This is a genomic window from Polaromonas jejuensis NBRC 106434 (assembly GCF_001598235.1).
GTDB lineage: Bacteria > Pseudomonadota > Gammaproteobacteria > Burkholderiales > Burkholderiaceae_C > Polaromonas > Polaromonas jejuensis.
The window spans coordinates 159288-179484 of sequence record NZ_BCYO01000008.1 but is presented as its reverse complement, the minus strand read 5'-3'; the positions used below and the strand labels follow the sequence as shown (position 1 = coordinate 179484).

At 64.8% G+C, this 20197-nt stretch carries 16 protein-coding genes; 12 read left to right on the top strand and 4 right to left on the bottom strand.

What is annotated here, in order from left to right:
- Nucleotides 1-86: 86 nt before the first annotated feature.
- Nucleotides 87-545, bottom strand: a complete 459-nt coding sequence (gene fur / locus PJE01S_RS12230; RefSeq protein WP_068833890.1) for a ferric iron uptake transcriptional regulator — start codon at nucleotides 543-545, stop codon at nucleotides 87-89.
- A 106-nt stretch (nucleotides 546-651) separates the two neighbouring features.
- Between fur and PJE01S_RS12225 the strand changes: the two genes are divergently transcribed.
- The 6 genes from PJE01S_RS12225 (at nucleotide 652) to PJE01S_RS12200 (ending at nucleotide 6533) form a co-directional block, all read left to right on the top strand.
- A complete protein-coding gene (locus tag PJE01S_RS12225; protein ID WP_068833918.1) occupies nucleotides 652-1218 on the top strand; it encodes an outer membrane protein assembly factor BamE in 567 nt (188 codons plus the stop codon).
- Nucleotides 1219-1229: 11 nt separating this feature from the next.
- Nucleotides 1230-2045 (top strand): 4-hydroxy-tetrahydrodipicolinate reductase, encoded by an 816-nt coding sequence (gene dapB, locus PJE01S_RS12220; RefSeq protein ID WP_068833917.1) that lies wholly within the window; start codon nucleotides 1230-1232, stop codon nucleotides 2043-2045.
- 7 nt (nucleotides 2046-2052) lie between these two features.
- Nucleotides 2053-2790, top strand: a complete 738-nt coding sequence (locus PJE01S_RS12215; protein ID WP_084389492.1) for a MotA/TolQ/ExbB proton channel family protein — start codon at nucleotides 2053-2055, stop codon at nucleotides 2788-2790.
- Between the two features lie 2 nt (nucleotides 2791-2792).
- Nucleotides 2793-3227 carry an ExbD/TolR family protein gene (locus PJE01S_RS12210; protein WP_068833889.1) on the top strand — a complete coding sequence of 145 codons (435 nt, stop codon included), beginning with the start codon at nucleotides 2793-2795 and terminating at the stop codon, nucleotides 3225-3227.
- A 95-nt stretch (nucleotides 3228-3322) separates the two neighbouring features.
- On the top strand, nucleotides 3323-5989 hold the full coding sequence (gene leuS, locus PJE01S_RS12205; protein ID WP_068833916.1) for a leucine--tRNA ligase: 2667 nt from the start codon (nucleotides 3323-3325) through the stop codon (nucleotides 5987-5989).
- A 25-nt stretch (nucleotides 5990-6014) separates the two neighbouring features.
- The gene (locus PJE01S_RS12200) at nucleotides 6015-6533 is read left to right on the top strand and encodes an LPS-assembly lipoprotein LptE (protein WP_068833888.1); all 519 of its coding nucleotides are present in this window, start codon (nucleotides 6015-6017) and stop codon (nucleotides 6531-6533) included.
- A 27-nt stretch (nucleotides 6534-6560) separates the two neighbouring features.
- On the opposite strand, the gene ctlX is transcribed toward PJE01S_RS12200, so the two are convergent.
- The 3 genes from ctlX to ocd form a co-directional block, all read right to left on the bottom strand.
- On the bottom strand, nucleotides 6561-7505 hold the full coding sequence (gene ctlX, locus PJE01S_RS12195; protein ID WP_068833915.1) for a citrulline utilization hydrolase CtlX: 945 nt from the start codon (nucleotides 7503-7505) through the stop codon (nucleotides 6561-6563).
- Between the two features lie 135 nt (nucleotides 7506-7640).
- A complete protein-coding gene (gene rocF / locus PJE01S_RS12190) occupies nucleotides 7641-8567 on the bottom strand; it encodes an arginase (protein ID WP_068833914.1) in 927 nt (308 codons plus the stop codon).
- Complete coding sequence (gene ocd / locus PJE01S_RS12185) at nucleotides 8551-9657, bottom strand: ornithine cyclodeaminase (RefSeq protein ID WP_068833887.1); 1107 nt, start codon at nucleotides 9655-9657, stop codon at nucleotides 8551-8553. Before ocd ends, rocF begins: the two co-directional genes overlap by 17 nt.
- Before the next feature lie 185 nt (nucleotides 9658-9842).
- Between ocd and PJE01S_RS12180 the strand changes: the two genes are divergently transcribed.
- The 6 genes from PJE01S_RS12180 (at nucleotide 9843) to PJE01S_RS12155 (ending at nucleotide 20135) form a co-directional block, all read left to right on the top strand.
- Nucleotides 9843-10265, top strand: coding sequence for an Lrp/AsnC family transcriptional regulator (locus PJE01S_RS12180; RefSeq protein ID WP_068833886.1), 423 nt, complete (start codon nucleotides 9843-9845; stop codon nucleotides 10263-10265).
- 27 nt (nucleotides 10266-10292) lie between these two features.
- Nucleotides 10293-11411, top strand: coding sequence for a DNA polymerase III subunit delta (holA, locus tag PJE01S_RS12175; RefSeq protein ID WP_068833885.1), 1119 nt, complete (start codon nucleotides 10293-10295; stop codon nucleotides 11409-11411).
- A gap of 129 nt (nucleotides 11412-11540) precedes the next feature.
- A complete protein-coding gene (locus tag PJE01S_RS12170; RefSeq protein ID WP_068833884.1) occupies nucleotides 11541-15110 on the top strand; it encodes a ribonucleotide reductase barrel domain-containing protein in 3570 nt (1189 codons plus the stop codon).
- A 119-nt stretch (nucleotides 15111-15229) separates the two neighbouring features.
- Nucleotides 15230-16534 (top strand): glutamate-5-semialdehyde dehydrogenase, encoded by a 1305-nt coding sequence (locus PJE01S_RS12165; RefSeq protein WP_068833883.1) that lies wholly within the window; start codon nucleotides 15230-15232, stop codon nucleotides 16532-16534.
- A 135-nt stretch (nucleotides 16535-16669) separates the two neighbouring features.
- Nucleotides 16670-17965 carry a glutamate--cysteine ligase gene (gene gshA, locus PJE01S_RS12160; protein ID WP_068833882.1) on the top strand — a complete coding sequence of 432 codons (1296 nt, stop codon included), beginning with the start codon at nucleotides 16670-16672 and terminating at the stop codon, nucleotides 17963-17965.
- Nucleotides 17966-18266: 301 nt separating this feature from the next.
- Nucleotides 18267-20135 (top strand): potassium transporter Kup, encoded by a 1869-nt coding sequence (locus PJE01S_RS12155; RefSeq protein WP_068833881.1) that lies wholly within the window; start codon nucleotides 18267-18269, stop codon nucleotides 20133-20135.
- Nucleotides 20136-20197: the final 62 nt, after the last annotated feature.

Below are 20197 nucleotides of genomic sequence, written 5' to 3'. Positions count from 1 at the left end.
GCGCGCCGGGCTGCCGGCGGTTGCTGCTGAATTGATAGCTGTGCGCGCCCGCCCAGCCTGGGCTGGCGGGTGTTTTGTTTGAAAAATCAGGGGTGGTGGTGGTGCCGGACGGACGTCGCCGTTGCCCGGTTGGGGCAATCACTCTTGGTGCAGTTGGCGTAGATCGACAGCGAGTGGTCGGCAATCGCAAAGCCCTTGGATTCGGCCACCGCATGCTGGCGCTTTTCAATCTCGGCGTCGTAAAACTCTTCGACCTTGCCGCAGTCCAGGCACACCAGGTGGTCGTGGTGCTGGCCCTCGTTGATCTCGTAAACCGCCTTGCCCGACTCGAAGTTGCTGCGGTTGAGCAGGCCCGCCTGTTCAAACTGGGTCAGCACCCGGTACACCGTGGCCAGGCCGATATCCGAACGCTCCTCCAGCAGCACGCGAAACACGTCTTCGGCCGTCATGTGGCGCTGCTTGCCGGCCTGAAAAATCTCGAGAATCTTCAGGCGCGGCAGGGTTGCCTTGAGGCCTGTGCTTTTCAGCTCGTCAATATTGCTCATGGGAATCTCTCTGGGGGGAAAACGGGGAGCGGCCCCGTGCGGTCTGGTCCGGGCCAGGAAGCACCCAGCCGCTACAATGATCAATCATATCGCTACACCCTATTCCATGTCCGCAAATCATCGTTACGGCGTCCAAACAGTTTTCATCGTCATGGCCTGTGCGGTGCTGGCGGCGTGCAGCGGCATGAGCAGCAGCGCCGTCAACCCGGTCAACTGGATCACCCCCTACAAGGTAGACGTCATCCAGGGCAACTTCATCTCCAGCGAGCAGGTCGAGCAGCTGCGGCCCGGCATGACGCGTGATCAGGTCAAGGCCACGCTCGGCACGCCGCTGATGGCCAGCCTGTTTCACGCCGACCGCTGGGACTACGTCTTTACCCTGAAGCGGCAGGGCGTGGAGCCCCAGTCCTTCAGGTACACGGTGTTTTTCAAGGGCGACCAGCTGGAGCGCTTCGAGGGCGACACCATGCCCAGCGAAGCGGAATTCATCTCCAAGCTGTCCAACCGGCGCAAGCTGGGTGACGTGCCCGCGCTGGAAGCCACCGAGGAACAGCTGAACAAGGCCGCTGAAAAGTCGTCGGCCGCCAAACCGGCCGCCGGCGACGCGCCGGCCAGCGTGCCGGACAGCCCTCAGACCACGGTCTACCCACCGCTCGAGAGCCCCAAGCAGTGAGCGCGGCCGTCATGATGCCAGCGCGTGCGCACCGGATCGCGATCGCCGGCGCCGGTGGCCGCATGGGCCAGATGCTGATCGAGGCGGTGAACGCCAGCGCCGACTGCCAGCTGACGGGCGCGCTGGATGTGGCCGCCAGCCCGGCGATAGGCCTGGATGCCAGCGCATTTTCCGGCCGCGCCAGTGGCGTGCTGATCCAGGCGGACATCCGCCAGGGCCTGCAGAACTCCGGCGTGCTGATTGATTTCACCCGGCCCGAAGGCACGCTGGCCCATTTGGCGGTCTGCCGTGAGCTGGGCGTCAAGCTGGTGATAGGCACCACCGGTTTCTCGGACGCGCAGAAGGCCGAGATTGCCGCGGCCGCCAGGGACATCGCCATCGTCATGGCGCCCAACATGAGCGTGGGCGTGAATGTCACGCTCAAGCTGCTGGAGATGGCGGCCAAGGCCATGGCCACCGGCTACGACATTGAAATCATGGAGGCGCATCACCGCCACAAGGTCGATGCGCCCTCGGGCACGGCGCTCAAGATGGGCGAGGTGATCGCCGGCGCCCTGGGCCGCGACCTGAAGGATTGCGCCGTGTATGCGCGCGAGGGTGTGACCGGCGAGCGCGACCCGTCGAGCATCGGTTTTGCCACCATACGCGGCGGCGACATCGTCGGCGACCACACCGTGCTGTTTGCCGGCACCGGTGAGCGCATAGAAATCAGCCACAAGTCCTCCAGCCGCGCCACCTACGCCCAGGGCGCGCTGCGCGCCGCCCGTTTCCTGGACGGCCAGGCCAACGGCCTGTTTGACATGTTTGACGTGCTGAATTTGAAGTGAGCCGGACATGAGCCTGCTGGCCCTCATGACACAAGGCGGCTTCGTCAGCCAGTTGGTCGCAGTGCTGTTGCTGGGGATGTCGGTGGCCAGCTGGGTGGTCATTCTGTGGAAGGCCTGGCTGTTGCACCGTGCGCTGGGCGACGTGGCGCGCAGCACGGCCGCCTTCTGGCAGTCGCCAACGGTCGAGCAGGCCAGCGAGAAAGTCGCCGCCTTCGACCGCGAAGCGCTGGTGCTGCCGCTCATCACGGCGACGCAATTCAAGGCCCATGGCACCCTGGCGTCGGCCGGCGACAGGGCGCAACAGCTGACCCGCGTGCTGCGCGATGCCCTGCACGCGGTTTTGCACAAGCTGCAGTTCGGCCAGGTCTTGCTGGCCACGGTCGGCTCTACCGCCCCCTTTGTGGGCTTGCTGGGCACGGTCTGGGGCATTTACCACGCGCTGGTGGGCATGGCGACTGCGGGCCAGGTCACGATTGACAAGGTTTCGGGCCCGGTCGGCGAGGCGCTCATCATGACCGCGGCCGGGCTGGCAGTGGCGATTCCTGCGGTCCTGGCCTTCAACATCTTCGGCCGCTATATTGGTCGTATCGAGGCCGATCTTGAGGGCTTTGCGCGCGATCTGCGTGAATTGATGGCTCCCACACTGGTCGCTTCGCGCCCCCCGCTGGCCCCCGAGGCGGCTGGCTTCCCAGGTGACGGTGCGTCAGAGAATTTGCTCGCAGGCAGCCAGCTGCCGGTGAACTAGCCATGGCTTTTGGTCGTCTGGAGCGCACGCCGGGCCCGCGGCCCATGAGCGACATCAATGTCACGCCGCTGGTCGATGTGATGCTGGTGCTGGTGGTCATTTTCATCATCACCGCGCCCCTGCTGGCCAGCACCATCCGGCTCGACCTGCCCAAAACCGATGCCGCCAGGGTCGCCGAAACGCCGCGCTTTGTGACCTTGGTGGTTGACAAGTCCGGCCAGGCCTTCCTGAACGACAAGCCCCTGGCGCTGGACGAGCTGGCGCGCCGGCTGGCCGAAATGGCCGGCTCCTACCCCGACACCGAGGTTCAGTTGCGGGCCGACGAGGCCGTGCCTTACGGCCGGGTGGTGGAGGTGATGGGCGTGGCGCAAAAGGCCGGGCTCAGCCGCATTGGTTTTGTCGCCGAGCCCGGGCCGGCCGCTGCAGCGGGCCCTTGAGCGGCGCGATGCGCCCCAGCCTCTAAAATCAAGGGTTGCGGTAAAGGGCTGCCTGTCCCGTGTTCCAGGCTTCTTTTCGGTTTTCCGTTTTTTTCATGCAAGATAAATACAACCACCTCGACGTTGAGCGCGACGCTCAAACCCACTGGACGGCTGCCGATGCCTACCGCGTGAGCGAAGACGCCAACCGCAAGAAGTACTACGCCTGCTCCATGCTGCCCTATCCCAGCGGCAAGCTGCACATGGGCCATGTGCGCAACTACACCATCAACGACATGCTCACGCGCCACCTGCGCATGAAGGGCTACAACGTCCTCATGCCCATGGGCTGGGACGCCTTCGGCCTGCCGGCCGAAAATGCCGCGCTGAAAAACGGCGTGCCGCCGGCGAAGTGGACCTACGACAACATCGCCTACATGAAAAAGCAGATGCAGGCGATGGGGCTGGCCATCGACTGGAGCCGCGAAGTCGCCACCTGCGATCCCGATTACTACAAGTGGAACCAGTGGCTGTTCCTGAAGATGCTGGAAAAAGGCATTGCCTACCGCAAGACCCAGGTCGTGAACTGGGACCCGGTGGACCAGACCGTGCTGGCCAATGAGCAGGTGATAGACGGCAAGGGCTGGCGCACCGGCGCCACGGTGGAAAAGCGCGAGATCCCCGGCTACTACCTGAAGATCACCGACTACGCGGAAGAGCTGCTGGACCATGTCCAGACCAAGCTGCCCGGCTGGCCCGAGCGCGTGCGCCTGATGCAGGAAAACTGGATAGGCAAGAGCGAAGGCGTGCGCTTTGCCTTCCTGCACGAAATCCGGGATGCCTCCGGGGCCCTGATGGGTGGCGGCAGGATGCATGTCTTCACCACGCGTGCCGACACCATCATGGGCGTAACCTTCTGCGCCGTGGCGCCCGAGCATCCGCTGGCGATCCATGCGGCGAAGGGCAACTCGAAGCTGGCGGCCTTCATTGAAGAATGCAAGGCCGGCGGCACCACGGAAGCCGAGCTCGCCACGCAGGAGAAGAAGGGCGTGCCCACCGGGCTCTTCGTCACGCATCCGCTGACCGGCGACAAGGTCGAGGTCTGGATCGGCAACTACGTGCTCATGAGCTATGGCGACGGCGCCGTCATGGGCGTGCCCGCGCACGACGAGCGCGACTTCGAGTTCGCCAAGAAATACGGCCTGCCGATCAAGCAGGTGACCGATGTGAAAGGCCAGACATACAGCCTTGACGCCTGGGCCGACTGGTACGCCGACAAGCAGCAGGGCGTGGCCATCCACTCCGGCAAGTACGACGGCCTGGGCTTCAAGGCCTGCGTCGATGCGGTCGCCGCCGACCTGGCCGCCAAAGGCCTGGGCGAGAAAAAAATCACCTGGCGCCTGCGCGACTGGGGCGTCAGCCGCCAGCGCTACTGGGGCACGCCGATTCCCATCATCCACTGCACGGAACACGGCGCGGTGCCGGTGCCGGAAAAAGACCTGCCCGTGGTGCTGCCGCAGGACTGCGTGCCCGATGGTTCCGGCAACCCGCTGCACAAGCACGAAGGTTTCCACGCCGGCGTGACCTGCCCCGTCTGCGGCAAGCCCGCGCGCCGAGAAACCGACACCATGGACACTTTTGTCGACAGTTCATGGTATTTCATGCGCTACTGCGACCCGAAGAACGACCAGCAGATGGTGGCCGAAGGCGCCGACTACTGGATGCCCATGGACCAGTACATAGGCGGCATCGAGCATGCGATTCTTCACCTGCTCTACGCCCGCTTCTGGACCAAGGTCATGCGTGACCTGGACCTGGTCAAGGTCGACGAACCCTTCACCAGGCTGCTTACCCAGGGCATGGTGCTCAATCACATTTACTCGCGCAAGGGCGACAAGGGCGGCAAGGAATACTTCTGGCCGCACGATGTGGAGCATGTGCTCGACGACAGCGGCAAGGTGGTCGGCGCCAGGCTGAAGCACGCAGTCGGCGATCTGCCGGTGGGCACCGCCATTGACTATGAGGGCGTGGGCACCATGTCCAAGTCCAAGAACAATGGTGTCGATCCGCAGGACCTGATCGAGAAATACGGCGCCGACACGGCGCGCCTGTACACCATGTTCACCTCGCCACCGGAAGCCACGCTGGAGTGGAACGATGCCGGCGTGGAGGGCTCCTACCGTTTCCTGCGCCGCGTCTGGAATTTCGGCGTCAAGCTCAATGCTATGAATTTGGAAGCTAATGGCGCCGGCGGAACGGGCGCTGAGGCCGGTTTTGACAAGGAAACCAAGGCGCTCAGGCTGGACATCCACACGGTGCTCAAGCAGGTGGACTACGACTACCAGCGCATGCAGTACAACACGGTGGTTTCGGGCACCATGAAGCTGCTCAATGCGCTGGAAGACTTCAAGGGTGTCGCGTCACCCGCTTCGGTGGCGGCCCTGCGCGAGGGTTTCAGCATCTTGCTGCGCTGCCTCTACCCCGCCACCCCGCACCTGACGCATGCGCTGTGGGCCGAACTCGGCTATGCCGCGCAGTCAGGCGAGCTGCTCGACGCGGCCTGGCCCGAGGTGGACGAATCCGCGCTGGTGCAGGATGAGATAGAGCTGGTGCTGCAGGTCAATGGCAAGTTGCGCGGTTCGGTGACCGTTGCGGCAGGCGCCGACAAGGCGGCGATCGAGGCGGCGGCGCTGGCGTGCGAGGCCTTCCTCAAGCAGGCCGCCGGTGCGCCGGCCAAGAAAGTCATCGTCGTGCCCGGCCGCCTGGTCAACATCGTTATTTGAGATCACTCCGGATAAGGTTCCCCCCATGCAGCGTCGCGTCCTACTGAGCGGTTCAATGTCCCTGATGGCAACGGCTGCCGCCCTGAGTCTGGGGGGCTGTGGTTTCGCGCTGCGCAAGGCGCCCGACTTTGCGTTCAGCACGCTGTACACCGGCCTGTCCGAAACTTCGCCGCTGGGGGTGGAGCTCAGGCGTTCGCTGGAATCCACGCGCAAGGTCAAGGTGATCACCGACGGGCGCCAGTTCAAGGAGGCGCAGGTCATTTTCGATGTGCTGCTGGACCAGCGCGAGAAGGTGGTGGTCAGCCTCAATGCCTCCGGCCAGGTGCGCGAGTTTCAGCTGCGCATACGTTTTCGCTTCAAGCTGCGCACGCCGGCCGGCAAGGAGCTGATTCCCGATGCGGAAATCCTGCAGCAGCGCGACATCAGCTTCAACGAGTCGGCGGTGCTGGCCAAGGAGGCCGAGGAGGCCCTGCTCTACCGCGACATGCAAAGCGACATCGTCCAGCAGGTCATGCGCCGCCTGGCGGCGGTGAAGGAGCTGTAGGCCGGACCATGGCTGCTGTACGCGCTGTCACGATGAACGGCGCGCCAGATGAATGCCGGCGATCATGCAGCGCACCGAGCCACCGGCCATTTCAACCGTGGGGACTGACAGCGGCAAAAGCTCCGCATGCCTCGCGATGACATCGCGCTGCGCCGAACTCAGCCGGGCCACGCCCCGGCTCGACATGGCCAGCACCGGGCCATTTTTGCCGCCGAGTTCGATCGCGTTGCCGGCAAAGGCCTCGATCTGGCCCTGATCGAGTGCCAGCACGGTGCGTCCGCTTTCTTCCAGCCGTCTTTTGACCTCTGCGCGGCGTGCCGCGTCGGTGATCAGCTCGAGCCCGACCAGCGCAAACCGGCTGGCAATGCACATCATCACATTGGTGTGGTAAACCGCCTGGCCCGCGCCATCGGCGGTGCGAAACACCAGCGGCTCAAAATTGAAATGGGTGCAAAAGCGCTCCAGGACCACCTCGTTGGCGCGGTTTGACAGCGCGGTGTAGGCCACGCGCTGCAAGTGATCCAGCACCATGGCGCCCGTGCCCTCCAGAAACAGGCCGTCGTATTCCAGCCCCGAGTAGTCGATGACATCCTGCACCCGGTAGTTCGCCTTCAGCATGTCGATGATGTCGCTGCGGCGCTCCCGGCGGCGGTTGGGGGCGCACATGGGGTAGAGGGCGATGTGGCCGCCGCTGTGGGTGGAAAACCAGTTGTTCGGGAACACGGAATCCGGCGTGTCGCGCTCGCCATGGTCGTCAAAAACATGCACCTCAATGCCCGCCTCTTGCAGGCGCGCGGCGGCGGCGCTGACTTCATCACGCGCGGCGCTTGCCAGTGCCAGGCCAGCGCGGGCGGTGTGCCCGACTCCGCCCTGTTGAAAGGTATTGTCTTGCGCCGTTTCCGGATTGGGATGAAAACGGTGGGGACGGATCATCACCACGGCGCTGGGGGCTTGCAATGACGGCGCGTGCATGGACATGCGATGCCTCTTTACTTCGTTGAGGTTGAAAATGCATTCCGCGTGTTCGGCCGCGGATATCAATGGGACCGGACAGGCAGGCAGTCCGGGCGCAAGCAGCTATGAATTCAGTAGCAACACCAGACTGGCCTACTGGCGCATCAAGGTGCTTTTGCCGAACAGGCTTTCAATCAGGTCCAGCGCCAGCTCGGCCGTGCCGTTGCGCACGTCCAGCGCCGGGTTGAGTTCCATCACGTCGAGCGAGCCCATGCGGCCGGTGTCGGCAATCATTTCCATGCACAGCTGGGCCTCGCGGTAGGTCGGCCCGCCCTTGATGGCGGTGGCGACGCCCGGGGCGATGGAGGCGTCCAGAAAGTCCACATCGAAGCTCACGTGCAAATGCGTGTTGTCGTCCATGCCGGCGAGCGCGGTTTGCATGGTGTGGCGCATGCCCATTTCGTCGATGTAGCGCATGTCGAACACTTCCAGGCCAGCCTGCCGCACAAAACGTTTCTCGCCTTCGTCCACGCTGCGGATGCCGATCTGCCGGATCGCCGAGGGGGCCATGGCCGGCACCACGCCGCCTATGCCGGTCAGTTCGGCCGGGCCGTGGCCGCACAGCACGGCCACCGGCATGCCGTGCACATTGCCGGTCGGCGTCAGGGCATTGGTGTTGAAGTCGGCATGGGCGTCCAGCCACAACACCCGCAGCTTTTTGCCGCTCTGCCGGCAGTGGCGCGCCACGGCGCTGATGGAGCCTATGCCCAGGCAGTGGTCGCCGCCCAGCAGAATCGGCAAATGGCCACTGCTCAGGCTCTGGAACATGGCTTCATGCACGGTCCGGTTCCAGGCGGTCACTTCGCTCAGATGCCGGTAACCGTTGACCGGGGGCAGCCAGGGGTTGGCCGGCCCCGCCAGGTTGCCCAGGTCAGAAACGTTGAGGCCGCGGCCTTGCAGCGCTGCCTGGATGCCCGCCACGCGCAGCGCCTCGGGCCCCATGGAGGCACCACGGCTGCCCGCGCCAATGTCGGTGGGCGCGCCTATCAGGTCTATAGCCAGCTCAAGCGGGATGTTCATCATGGGTCATTTCAAGTTGGATGGACACCGCGCCATTTTGCCCGGCCGGGCTACCCTGCGCAGGGGCCAGCAGGCCAAACAGGTTTTTGGGGTTGTCAAGGTCGGGAATCAGGTCGATGTGCTGCTGGCCTTGTGCGTCTTCCTGCTGGAGCTTGTGCAAATAACGCAGGGCCGAATAGTCTTCCAGCGCAAAACCCACGGAGTCAAAAATCGTCACCTCGGCCGGCGCGCTGCGGCCGGAGGCCGCGCCGCTGAGCACCTGGGCAAATTCCGTCACGGCAAAGTCGGCCGGCAGCTGCTGGATTTCGCCTTCTATGCGCGACTGCGGCTCGTATTCCACGATCACGCGCGCATCGGCGCGGCGCAGGATGTCGGCATGCAGCTCGGTCTTGCCCGGGCAGTCGCCGCCCACGGCATTCAGGTGCATGCCGGGCGCGATCATCTCGGGCGTCAGGATGATGGCGTTGCGCTTGTCGGCGGTGACCGTGGTCACGATGTCGGCGCCCTGCACGGCTTCGGCCGCCGAGCGGCAGCGTTTGAGCTGCAGGCCCGGCAGGCCGAGCGCCTCCAGGTTGCGCGCCAGCTTGTCGGTGGCCTGGCTGTCGACGTCGTACAGCCTGAATTCGCGTATGCCCAGCATGTGGTGAAATGCAATCGCCTGGAACTCGCTTTGCGCGCCGTTGCCGATCAGGGCCATGACGCGGCTGTCCGGCCTGGCCAGCCATTTCGCGGCCAGCGCCGACATGGCGGCGGTGCGCAGGGCGGTGCTCACGGTCAGCTCCGACAGCAGCAGCGGGTAGCCGGTTTCCACATCGGCCAGCACGCCAAAGGCGGTCACCGTCAGCAGGCCCAGCGCGGTGTTTTTGGGGTGGCCGTTGACGTACTTGAAGGAGTACATCTGGCCGTCGCTGGTCGGCATCAGCTCGATCACGCCCACGGGCGAGTGAATGGCGTGGCGCGCCGACTTGTCGAAGTCGCCCCAGCGCCGGTAGTCGGCCTCGATTTCCGCCGCCAGGCCTTCAATGAAAGCCGCCGGCCCCATGCGCCCGACGATGCGCTGTATGCCTGCGATGCCGATGTACTCAACCATGATGTGTCTCCCGACGCTTGACTGTTAGTGAATGCTGGATGGATAGCGGACGGCGCCATGCCGTCAGGCTTCAATCTATTGTGCTGAGCCGCAGCGCTAAAAAATAGACAACAAGTTGACTATTTGGCCAATTAAATTGAACAAAACGTCAGACTTGGTTGGCGTTTAGTCATTAAAATCACGCCATGGACGACACCGACCGCCAACTGATCTCCTTGCTGCGCGACAACGCCCGCGCCTCGGTGGCCTCGCTGGCCAAGGTCTTGCGCGTGTCGCGCGGCACGGTGCAAAACCGGCTGAGCAAGCTCGAAGCCGACGGCACCATCGTCGGCTACACGGCCCGCCTGCGGCCGCAGGCCGAAGCCCACCAGATCCGGGCCTTGATGACGGTGGCCGTAGAGGGCAACCGCATCGGCCATGTGCTGAGCGCCCTGCGCGGCGACCCGGCCGTGAGCGCCCTGCACACCACCAATGGCCGCTGGGACATCGTGGCCGAGCTGCGCGCCGACAGCCTGGAGGCCTTCGACCGCGTGCTCGGGCGCATCCGCCTGCTCGAAGGCATTGCCAACACCGAGACCAGCCTGCTGCTGTCCACCAGCAAGCTCTGATATGAACCCCGGCGCTAAACTTCCCCCATGAATCTGGCCCCCGCCCAACTCTCCGAGCACCTCAAGCGCGGCCTCAAAAGCCTTTACACCCTGCATGGCGACGAGCCCCTGCTGGTGCAGGAGTTTGCCGACGCCCTGCGCGCGGCGGCGCGGGCCCAAGGCTATACCGAGCGCACCGTGCACAGCGTGGCCGGCGCGCATTTCGACTGGAGCGAGGTGCTGGCCAGTGGCGGCTCGCTAAGCCTGTTTGCCGACAAGCAGATCGTGGAAATCCGCATCCCCAGCGGCAAGCCCGGCAAGGACGGCTCGGCGGCGCTGCAGCAGATTGCCGAGCGTGCCCAGGGCGATGACGCCACGCTGACCCTCATCATGCTGCCCCGGCTGGATGCTGCGACCCTCAAGGGCGCCTGGTTTGGCGCGCTCGACAGTTACGGCGTCACCGTCAAGTTCGAGCCTATAGAGCGCCGCAACCTGCCGACCTGGATCGCCCAGCGCCTGCAGCTGCAGGGCCAGCGCGTGGCCGCGGGCGAAGAAGGCCAGCGCACGCTGCAGTTTTTTGCCGACCGGGTCGAGGGCAACCTCCTGGCCGCGCACCAGGAAATCCAGAAGCTGGGGCTGCTGTACCCGGTCATAGCCGGCAGCGACGGCGTGCTCAGCTTTGACCAAGTCGAAAACGCCGTGCTCAATGTCGCGCGCTATGACGTGTTCAAGCTCTCGGAAGCGGTGCTGGGCGGCCAGGTGCTGCGCGTGCAGCGCATGCTGGACGGCCTGCAGTCCGAGGGCGAGTCCGAAGTGCTGGTGCACTGGGCGCTGAGCGAAGACATCCGCAATCTGAAGCGGGTCAAGGACGCGATCAGTGCCGGTCGCCCCATGCCCATGGCGCTGCGCGAATACCGCGTCTGGGGCGTGAAGGAAAAGCTGTTCGAGCGGGTGCTGCCGCAGATCGGCGACGCCACGCTGGCCAATTTGTTGACGGCGGCGCACAAGGTGGATGGCATCGTCAAGGGCCTGAAGCAGCCCGACTGGCCGGCCGACGGCTGGCAGGCCCTGCACCGCCTGGCCGGCATGGTCTGCGAGCAGTGTGCCGCGCCGGGCCGCCCCAAGCAAGCACGGCCCCCTCGGGGGGCAGAGAGTTACACGCCGTGAACGAACGTGGGGGTCTACTGAAGTGCGCCGCCCGCCTGCCATTTGGCAGTCCGAACCTCCGGTGCAAGAATGGGTGCGACGGCCGCCGGGCGGCATTCGCCCCGCGGCCCTTTCTGAGGAGCGTGTGCCATGAAGCGCGACCACTTTGGCCGGCCGCAAGACGTGACGGCCACCCAGCCCATCAGCCAGGACGTGCTGAAGGAGAAATACCTCAAGCCCGGCGAAAACGGACTGGACGAGCTGTACCAGCGCGTGGCGCGGGCCCTGGCCTCGGTCGAGCCCGAGGCGGAACGCGCCAGGCACGAGGCGCTGTTCCTGGAGAACCTGCATGTAGGCGCCATTGGCGCCGGCCGCATCATGAGCGCGGCGGGCACCGCGATCCAGGCCACCCTGATCAACTGCTTTGTGCAGCCGGTGGGCGACTGCATCCTGGGCGTGGATGATGGCGGCTACCCCGGCATTTACGAGGCCTTGCGCGAGGCGGCGGAGACCATGCGGCGCGGCGGCGGCGTGGGTTATGACTTCTCGCGCATCCGCCCGCGCGGCGCCGAGGTCAAGGGCACGGCCTCCATCGCCTCAGGGCCCTGCAGCTACATCAACGTGTTCGACCAGTCCTGCTCCACGGTGGAGAGCGCCGGCGCGCGGCGCGGTGCGCAGATGGGCGTGTTGCGCATCGACCACCCCGATGTGCAGGAATTCATCACCGCCAAACGCACGCCGGGCCGCTGGAACAACTTCAATGTGTCGGTGGGTGTGCCCGACGCCTTCATGCAGGCCCTGAACGACGGCCAGCCCTGGGAACTGGTGCACCAGGCCCAACCCGGCGCGGCATTGATCGCGCAAGGCGCCTTCCGGCGTGCCGACGGCCTGTGGGTTTATCAGACGGTGGCGGCGCGCGAATTGTGGGACACCGTGATGCGCTCGGCCTATGACTTCGCCGAGCCCGGCATCCTGTTTCTGGACCACATCAACGAGGACAACAACCTGCGCTATTGCGAGGCGATTGCCGCGACCAACCCCTGCGTCACGTCGGACGCCTGGGTCCTGACGACGGACGGCCCCGCGCAGGTGGCGGAGCTGGTCGGCCGTCGCTTTACGGCCGTGGTCGATGGCAAGGCGTATGCCGTGAAGAGCGAAGGCTTCTTCAAGACCGGCCACAAGCCCGTGCTGGCTTTGAAAACCCGTGAAGGTCAGGCCTTGCGCCTCACGGCCGACCACCGGGTGCGTCGCGTGGCGCGTAAAACCCGTTACACGCTGCAGGCCGAGTGGATAGCAGCCGGGCAGTTGCAGCCGGGCGACGAAATTTTCTTGCACGACCACCGCGCATTGGGCGGCTGGGACGGCGTGGGCACGCAGGCCGAGGGCTATTTGCTCGGCCTGCTGATCGGCGATGGCACGCTCAAGAGCGACAAGGCGGTGATTTCGGTCTGGGCGCCCGAGCTGAGGGCGGTGGGCAATGGCGCTGTGGCCTATGCACAAACCGGTGCTGGAGGCATTGTGCGGGCGGCCGAGGCTGCCGCCGCCACGCTGACGCATCGGGTTGATTTCCGGGGATTCCAGCGTCCCGTGGCCGGGCGCGGCGAGGCGCGCATGGCGAGCGCCGCGGTACGCAAGCTGGCCCATGCGATGGGCATGCGCCCGGGGCACAAGACCATCACCGCCGCGATGGAGAAAGCCTCGTCCGTTTTCACTGAAGGGCTTTTGCGCGGCTTGTTTGATGCCGATGGCTCGGTGCAGGGGACGCAGGAAAAAGGTATCAGCCTGCGCCTGTCACAAAGCGATCTGCCTTTGCTCCAGACGGCGCAGCGCATGCTGCTGCGCCTGGGAATTGGCTCGACCATCTACCCGAACCGGCGGCTGGCGCAGGCGCGGCCCCTGCCCGATGGGCGCGGCAGCCTCAGGCACTACGAGACGGCAGCGCAGCACGAATTGCTGGTCAGCGGGGACAACCTGCGGGTTTACGCCGAGCGCATTGGTTTTGCAGACACCGACAAGGCCGCCCGCCTGGCGCAGGCACTGGGCAGTTATAAGCGCAGCCTGAATCGCGAGCGTTTCATCGCCACGGTCGAATCGCTGGGCGAGGATGGCTGCGAGGACGTGTTTGACGTCACCGTGGCTGACGTTCACGCGTTTGACGCCAATGGCCTTTACGTGCACAACTGCGGCGAGCAGCCGCTGCCACCCTATGGCTGCTGCGACCTCGGGCCCATCATCCTGACGCATTTTGTGCGCCATCCGTTCGGCTTTGACGGCGTGCCGGCCTTCGACTTCGAGGCCTTCGGACAGTCGGTCGCGACCCAGGTGCGCGCGCTCGACAACGTGCTGGACCTGACCTTCTGGCCGCTGCCGCAGCAGCAAGAGGAGGCGGCGGCCAAGCGCCGCATCGGCGTGGGTTTCACCGGCATGGGCAACGCGCTGGCCATGCTGTGCCTGCGCTACGACCTGCCCGAGGGCCGCGCGATGGCCGCGCGCATTGCCGTGCGCATGCGGGATGCGGCCTATGCCGCTTCGGTGGCGCTGGCGCGTGAAAAGGGGCCGTTCCCGAAGTTCGACGCCGCGGGCTATCTTGCCCCCGGCACCTTTGCCAGCCGGTTGGCGCCGGAGTTGCAGCAGGCCATACGAGCGCACGGCATCCGCAACAGCCACCTGCTGTCGATCGCGCCCACGGGCACCGTGAGCCTGGCCTTTGCCGACAACGCGTCCAACGGCATCGAGCCGGCATTCTCCTGGATGTACCGGCGCAACAAGCGCGAAGCCGACGGCAGCCGCACCGAATACGCGGTGGAGGACCATGCCTGGCGGCTGTACCGCGAACTGGGCGGCGACGTGGAGACGCTGCCCGCCTATTTCGTCTCGGCCCTCGACATGTCCGCGGCCAGCCATATCGCCATGATGGAAGAGGTGCAGCCCTTCGTGGACACGGCGATCTCCAAGACCGTGAACGTGCCGGCCGACTACCCGTATGAGGACTTCAAGGGCCTGTACCGGCAGGCCTGGCACGCGCAGCTCAAGGGCCTGGCCACCTACCGGCCCAACACCATCCTGGGCGCCGTGCTGGAAACCGGCCCGGCCAGCGCCGATGCGGCGGCCCTGGCCGGCGCAGCCGCGGTCGACCCGATGCGCACGATGATCGAAAGCCGTCCCAAGGGCGCGCTGTCGGCCGTGGCGGAAAAGGTCGAGTACTGGACCCAGGAAGGCCGCAAGACGCTGTACCTGGTGGTGTCCTTCCTGCCGGTGCCGGCGGCCAGCGGCGTGGGCACGGTGGACCGGGCCATCGAGTTTTTCATGCCGGTCGGCCAAAGCGGCGAATCGCAGCAATGGGTCACGGCCAGCATGCGCCTGCTGTCGCTGGCGGCGCGCGGCGGATTTCTGGAGCGCGCCCTCAGCGACATGCGCAAGGTCGCCTGGGACCGCGGCCCGGTGCGCCTGGGAACGCACCAGAAGGCCGACGGCACCCTGGTGCCCCTGTGGCATGACTCCGAGGTCGCGGCCATCGCACACGCCATCCAGAGCATACTGGCGCGCCGCGCCGGCCAGCGCGAGGATGCGCCGCCGCAGCCGCAGAAAAGCGCCCCTGCCGCCGCCACGCCGCCCGTCATGGCGGGCAAGAAGTGCAGCGAATGCGGCGCCCATGCCGTGATCCGCAAGGACGGCTGCGACTATTGCACCCAATGCGGCCACCTGGGCGCCTGCGGCTGAGCCGGGACCCGTGATTACGGGCTAGCGCGCAGCGAAGGGCCGTCCCGAGCAAGCGACGGCCCCCTCGGGGGGCAGGGAGCTACACGCAGTGAACGACCGTGGGGGTCTAAAATGGGGGGATGAACGCGCCTGATTCACCGATTGCACTCGCCCAGCTCATGGAAACCCTGGGTTCCAGGGCAAAAACGGCCTCGGCGCAGATTGCACGGGCGCCGGCAGCTATTAAAAACAGAGCTCTGCTGAACCTCGCGGCCTTGCTGCGGCAGAATGTCCCTGCGCTGCAGGCGGCCAACCAGCGCGACCTCGAACGCGCCGGCGCCGCCGGACTGGCCGGCCCGCTGCTGGACCGTCTCAAGTTGGATGCCAAAACCCTGGAAACCGTGGCCCTGGGCTGCGAGCAGCTCGCCGCCATGGCCGACGTGATAGGCCAGATCATCGGCCTGAAGGAGCAGCCCAGCGGTATCCGCGTCGGCCAGATGCGCGTGCCGATCGGCGTGTTTGGCATGATTTACGAGAGCCGCCCCAACGTCACGATCGAAGCCGCGTCGCTGGCCATCAAGAGCGGCAATGCCTGCATTTTGCGCGGCGGCTCCGAGGCCATCGAATCGAACAAGGCGCTGGCCGCGCTGGTGCAGCAGGCACTGACGGACGCCGGCCTGCCGGCCGATGCGGTGCAGCTGGTGCCCACCACCGACCGCGAGGCCGTCGGCCTCTTGATCACCATGCCGCAGTATGTGGACGTCATCATCCCGCGCGGCGGCAAGGGCCTGATAGAGCGCATCAGCCGCGACGCCAAAGTGCCGGTCATCAAGCACCTGGACGGCAACTGCCATGTCTATGTGGACGACCCCTGCGACATCGCCATGGCGGTCACGGTGGCCGACAACGCCAAAACCCAGAAGTACAGCCCCTGCAATGCCACCGAAGGCCTGCTGGTGGCGCGCGGCGTGGCCGCCGAATTCCTGCCGCAAATCGGCGCCATCTATGCCGCCAAGGGCGTGGAAATGCGCTGTGATGAGGCTGCAGCCAAGATATTGCGGGCACAACCAGCTATCAATTCAGTAGCGAGCATTGTTCCGGCGACCGAGCAGGACTGGTCCGAGGAATACCTGGCGCCGGTCATCAGCATCAAGGTGGTGGCCGGCCTGGACGAGGCGATTGCCCATATCAACCAGTATTCCAGCCACCACACCGACGCCATCCTGACGCGCGACCACATGCATGCCCAGCGCTTTCTGCGCGAGGTGGATTCGGCCAGCGTGATGGTGAATGCGAGCACCCGCTTCGCCGATGGCTTCGAGTACGGGCTGGGCGCCGAAATCGGCATCAGCACCGACAAGTTCCACGCCCGCGGGCCGGTCGGCATCGAGGGCCTGACCTCGCTGAAATACGTGGTGCTGGGCCAGGGTGAAGTCCGGACCTGACCGCTGGGCACCGATGGCGCCGGGAGGCAGCGTTTTGCCTCTTGTAACCGGCCGCCGCATCCCAATATCCCTAGAATTCGGTCAGATATAACCGAGTCAGATAAGAAACCCCCTCTCCCTTCTGAAAGTGGCCGCATGGTTCCGCATCTCATCACCGCCCTGACCGGCCCCATCAACGAACTCGAACAGCGCATTCTCGACTCCACGCCGGCCATAGAACGCTGGTTCCGGCTGGAGTGGATGGAACACACGCCGCCGTTTTACAGCTCGGTCGATGTGCGCAACGCCGGCTTCAAGCTGGCTCCGGTGGACACCAACCTCTTTCCCGGCGGCTGGAACAACCTGACGCCGGCGATGCTGCCGCTGGCGGTGCAGGCCGCCATGGCCGCGATCGAGAAGATCTGCCCCGAGGCGCGCAACCTGCTGGTGGTGCCCGAAAACCACACGCGCAACAGCTTTTACCTGTCGAATCTGGTGCAGCTCAAGCGCATCTTTCACCAGGCTGGCCTGAACGTGCGCTTTGGCTCGCTGAGCGCCGAGATCAAGGCGCCCACCACGCTGAACCTGCCGACCGGCGAAGCCATCTCCATAGAGCCGCTGATCCGCACGGACCGCCGCCTGGGCCTGAAGAATTTCGACCCCTGCACCATTTTGCTGAACAACGACCTGTCGGCCGGCATTCCGGGCATGCTGGAAGACCTGCACGAGCAGTTTCTACTGCCACCGCTGCACGCCGGCTGGTCGGTGCGGCGCAAGTCGCATCATTTCAAGGCCTATGAAGAGGTCTCCAAGCGCTTCGGCAAGCTGCTGGGCATCGACCCCTGGCTGATCAACCCGATGTTTGCGCAATGCGGCGAGGTCAACATCGCCGAAGGCACCGGCATGGAATGCCTGACTACCCATGTCGATGCGCTGCTCAGCAAGGTCAAGCGCAAGTACAAGGAATACGGCATCAACGAAAAACCGTTTGTCGTGGTCAAGGCCGACAACGGCACCTACGGCATGGGCATCATGACGGTGCGCGATGTGAAGGACCTCGACGCGCTGAACCGCAAGACCAAGAACAAGATGAGCGTGATCAAGGACGGCCAGGCGCTGTCCGAGGTCATCATCCAGGAGGGTGTGCTGACCAACGAGCGCGTCAATGACGCCGTCGCCGAGCCGGTCGTCTACATGATGGACCGCTACGTGGTGGGCGGCTTCTACCGCGTGCATGCCGAGCGCGGCGTGGACGAAAACCTCAACGCGCCCGGCGCCAGCTTTGTGCCGCTGGCCTTTGCCGACAGCGGCCGGCTGCCGCAGCCCGGCGAAAAGCCCGGCTCCAGCAGCCCCAACCGCTTTTACATGTATGGCGTGATCGCCCGGCTGGCCATGCTGGCCGCCAGCTACGAGCTGGAAGCCACCGATCCGGATGCCGAGGTCTACGACTGAGGCGGCGGGGCCAGCGCCCCGAAGCCGGCGCTTTCCGGATTTCCTCGACGTTTCAGGCTCTCTGTGACGGCGTGATGGGCACAACTTGCTATGTAAACAATAGCAAATCCGGTCCCGCAGCCCGCCCGTGGCGGGCGGTCAGTTGTTGCGTTGCAACAAAAGTTCTAGTTTCTGCGCGCTAGGGGTGTTTGCCAGCCCGCAAGTCAGTTCCCTGAGCGCAAAATGGCGTTCCCAAAACTAAGCATCCCCGCGGCCTTTTAACTGGTGGGTACCGGTTGGTAGCCCTGGACGGGAAGACCTTGTGTCAAATTCAAAATCATCACTTGCGGCGCTGACCCTGGGCGCCATCGGCGTCGTCTATGGCGACATCGGCACCTCGCCTCTTTACGCCTTCAAGGAGGTTTTCGCCGGCGGTCATGTCCCCATCACGACGGCTAACGTGCTGGGCGTGCTCTCGCTGTTCTTCTGGACCCTCACGGTGGTGGTGTCCATCAAGTATGTGGTGCTCATCATGCGCGCCGACAACGCCGGCGAGGGGGGCTTGATGGCCTTGCTGGCCCTGGCGTCGCAATCGGTCAAGGATCAGCCCCAGCTGCGGCGGATGCTGCTGATCCTGGGCGTGTTCGGCGTGGCCCTGTTTTTTGGCGACGGGATCATCACGCCGGCGGTTTCGGTGCTCTCGGCGGTGGAAGGGCTTGAAATCATCACCCCGGCCGCCAAGCCCTACGTCGTTCCTATTTCGCTGCTGGTGCTGCTGGGTCTTTTCATGGCGCAAAAACGCGGCACGGGGGATATCGGCAAGTTTTTCGGGCCCATCACGGTGTTCTGGTTTCTGGCCATCGCGGCCACGGGCGTGGCGCAGATTGTCCAGAACCCCTCCGTGCTGTTGGCCGTCTCTCCGTGGTATGGGCTGCGCTTTGCGATGGCGCACTACGGGATTGCCTTCATCACGCTGGGCGCCGTGTTCCTGTGCGTCACGGGCGCCGAAGCGCTTTACGCGGACATGGGGCATTTCGGCAAGCAGCCCATCCGGCTGGCCTGGTTTGCGCTGGTCATGCCATCCTTGATGCTCAACTACTTTGGCCAGGGGGCGCTGGTGCTGGCCGACCCCAAGGCGGCTGAGAACCCGTTTTACCTGATGACGCCCGAGTGGGCGCTGATTCCCATGGTGGTCCTGGCGACGATGGCCACGGTGATTGCCTCGCAGGCCCTGATTTCCGGGGCGTTTTCAGCCGCCAAGCAGACGATTCAGCTGGGGTTTCTGCCGCGCCTGAGCATTTTGCACACCTCGATTCGCGAGACCGGGCAAATCTACATCCCCGCCGTGAACTGGACCCTGCTGGCCGGCGTGGTGCTGGCCGTGCTGATGTTCGGCTCGTCGTCGGCCCTGGCGGCGGCGTACGGCATCTCGGTGAGCCTGCTCATGGTGATCACCACGGCGCTGACATTTTTTGTGATCCGCTACGGTTGGGGCTATCCCTTGTCGCTGTGCATCGCCGCGACCGGTTTTTTCTTTGTGGTGGATATCGCGTTTTTCGCCTCCAACGCCCTGAAGATCGCCCATGGCGGATGGTTCCCGCTGGTGATGGCCGGGGCGCTGTACGTGCTCATGACCACCTGGAAGGACGGCCGGAACATCCTCAACGAAAAACTTCGCACCGATGCCATTGACCTGCCCAGCTTCCTGGATGCCGTGTTCGTCAACCCGCCTGCACAGGTTGAAGGCACGGCCGTCTTCATGACCGGCGAGCCGGGCATCGTGCCCAATGCGCTGATGCACAACCTCAAGCACAACAAGGTGCTGCACGAGCAGAACCTGTTTGTGACCGTGCGCAACCATGAAGTGCCCTGGATCGGCCTGAACAAGCGGCTGGAGATTGAAGCGCTGGGCCATGATTGCTGGCAGGTGATCGTCAACTATGGCTTCAAGAACGATCTGGACCTGCCCAAGGCGCTGCAATTGATGCGGGGCCGGGGCTGCGAACTGGAGGCCATGACGACCAGCTATTTCCTGTCGCGCGACACCGTGGTGCCGACCATTGGCAGCGGCATGGCGGCCTGGCGTGAAAAACTGTTTGCCCAGATGCACCATAACGCCAGTGGCGCGGCAGACTTTTTGAACTTGCCCAACAACTCGGTGGTGGAGCTGGGCAGCAAGATCGAGATTTAGGGCGATTCTGGTCCCTGGCCCAAGGGGTATGGGTGTAGTTTGCTATTGAATTGATAGCTATT

Excerpts from the sequence above, each read along its gene's own strand:
- rocF (WP_068833914.1), bottom strand. The coding sequence starts at position 8,567 with ATGAACATCCCGCTTGAGCTGGCTATAGACCTGATAGGCGCGCCCACC.
- ocd (WP_068833887.1), bottom strand. The coding sequence starts at position 9,657 with ATGGTTGAGTACATCGGCATCGCAGGCATACAGCGCATCGTCGGGCGC.
- ctlX (WP_068833915.1), bottom strand. The coding sequence starts at position 7,505 with ATGCACGCGCCGTCATTGCAAGCCCCCAGCGCCGTGGTGATGATCCGT.
- PJE01S_RS12225 (WP_068833918.1), top strand. The coding sequence starts at position 652 with ATGTCCGCAAATCATCGTTACGGCGTCCAAACAGTTTTCATCGTCATG.
- PJE01S_RS12200 (WP_068833888.1), top strand. The coding sequence starts at position 6,015 with ATGCAGCGTCGCGTCCTACTGAGCGGTTCAATGTCCCTGATGGCAACG.
- fur (WP_068833890.1), bottom strand. The coding sequence starts at position 545 with ATGAGCAATATTGACGAGCTGAAAAGCACAGGCCTCAAGGCAACCCTG.
- dapB (WP_068833917.1), top strand. The coding sequence starts at position 1,230 with ATGATGCCAGCGCGTGCGCACCGGATCGCGATCGCCGGCGCCGGTGGC.
- PJE01S_RS12170 (WP_068833884.1), top strand. The coding sequence starts at position 11,541 with ATGAAGCGCGACCACTTTGGCCGGCCGCAAGACGTGACGGCCACCCAG.
- PJE01S_RS12165 (WP_068833883.1), top strand. The coding sequence starts at position 15,230 with ATGAACGCGCCTGATTCACCGATTGCACTCGCCCAGCTCATGGAAACC.
- PJE01S_RS12210 (WP_068833889.1), top strand. The coding sequence starts at position 2,793 with ATGGCTTTTGGTCGTCTGGAGCGCACGCCGGGCCCGCGGCCCATGAGC.
- PJE01S_RS12180 (WP_068833886.1), top strand. The coding sequence starts at position 9,843 with ATGGACGACACCGACCGCCAACTGATCTCCTTGCTGCGCGACAACGCC.
- holA (WP_068833885.1), top strand. The coding sequence starts at position 10,293 with ATGAATCTGGCCCCCGCCCAACTCTCCGAGCACCTCAAGCGCGGCCTC.
- gshA (WP_068833882.1), top strand. The coding sequence starts at position 16,670 with ATGGTTCCGCATCTCATCACCGCCCTGACCGGCCCCATCAACGAACTC.
- leuS (WP_068833916.1), top strand. The coding sequence starts at position 3,323 with ATGCAAGATAAATACAACCACCTCGACGTTGAGCGCGACGCTCAAACC.
- PJE01S_RS12215 (WP_084389492.1), top strand. The coding sequence starts at position 2,053 with ATGAGCCTGCTGGCCCTCATGACACAAGGCGGCTTCGTCAGCCAGTTG.